The sequence below is a fragment of the Segeticoccus rhizosphaerae genome (genome assembly GCF_009192725.1).
Lineage (GTDB): Bacteria > Actinomycetota > Actinomycetes > Actinomycetales > Dermatophilaceae > Segeticoccus > Segeticoccus rhizosphaerae.
Genome location: NZ_VOHR01000622.1, coordinates 1 through 939 on the forward strand (window position 1 = coordinate 1; position 939 = coordinate 939).

Consider the following 939-nt stretch of genomic DNA (forward strand, 5'->3'; position numbering starts at 1 on the left):
TGCAAACGCCGCGCACCGGGATGGCGCGCGCCAGGCCGAAGACCCGGGCCGTCACGATGCCGACGCGCAGGCCGGTGAACGGTCCCGGCCCGACGCCGCAGCAGACCTCGGTCACCTCCGTGGTGACCCGACCCGACCGCTCGAGCACCTCCGCGATCGCCGGCGCGAGCAGCTCGCCGTGGCCGCGCACGTTCAGCGTGGTCGACTCGGCCAGGGCCCGCTCCCCGTCGTGGAGGGCGACCGTGACGGCCGAGGTCGCGGTGTCGATGGCGAGGAGGAGCACGGGATCAGGTTAACGACACGAGTTCGGCCAGCTGCTCCCGTGCCTGCGACGACGACCACCGGGGCCCGCGGGCCGCCAGCCGCAGCGACCGCCGGCTCAGGCCGCTGAGCGTGATCGACAGCAGGTCCGGGCTGAGGTCCTCCGCGAGGCCCTCACCCCACTCGACGACGGTGACCGCGGCGTCGATCGCGGTGTCGAGGTCGAGGTCGTCGAGCTCCTCGGCGCCGCCGAGCCGGTAGGCGTCGACATGCACGAGCTCCGGACCACCCACGAGTGAGGGGTGCACCCGCGCGATCACGAAGGTCGGCGAGGTGATCGGTCCGCGCACCCCCAGGCCCTCTCCGATGCCCTGGGTGAGCGTGGTCTTCCCGGCCCCCAGCTCACCGGTGAGCAGGACCAGGTCACCAGCCCGCAGCAGGCGTCCCAGCCGCACGCCCCAGTCACGGGTGTCCTCAGCGGTCTCGAGGACGAGCTCGCCGACGACGGGCATCCCTTCGTCAACCGGCCCCGCGCCGGCCGCCGACTCAGCCACGGCTGCTTCCCGGCCGACCGCTCGGGTTTCCACGGCCACCACGGCCCCTCCGGCCAGCACGTTCGCCGGTGGCCCCGTGGCCCACCTGCCGTGCCCGACCGCGCTGGACGTCGGGGACGCGCCG

The 939-nt window shown here is 74.3% G+C and carries 2 protein-coding genes; both read right to left on the reverse strand.

The features are described 5' to 3' along the window. Positions 1 to 283, reverse strand: a 283-nt coding sequence (gene tsaB / locus FRW57_RS22130; protein ID WP_152187093.1) for a tRNA (adenosine(37)-N6)-threonylcarbamoyltransferase complex dimerization subunit type 1 TsaB, incomplete at its 3' end; no start/stop codon positions are given. Positions 284 to 287: 4 nt separating this feature from the next. Continuing rightward, positions 288 to 773, reverse strand: a complete 486-nt coding sequence (tsaE, locus tag FRW57_RS22135; RefSeq protein WP_137120020.1) for a tRNA (adenosine(37)-N6)-threonylcarbamoyltransferase complex ATPase subunit type 1 TsaE — start codon at positions 771 to 773, stop codon at positions 288 to 290. Positions 774 to 939 lie beyond the last annotated feature (166 nt).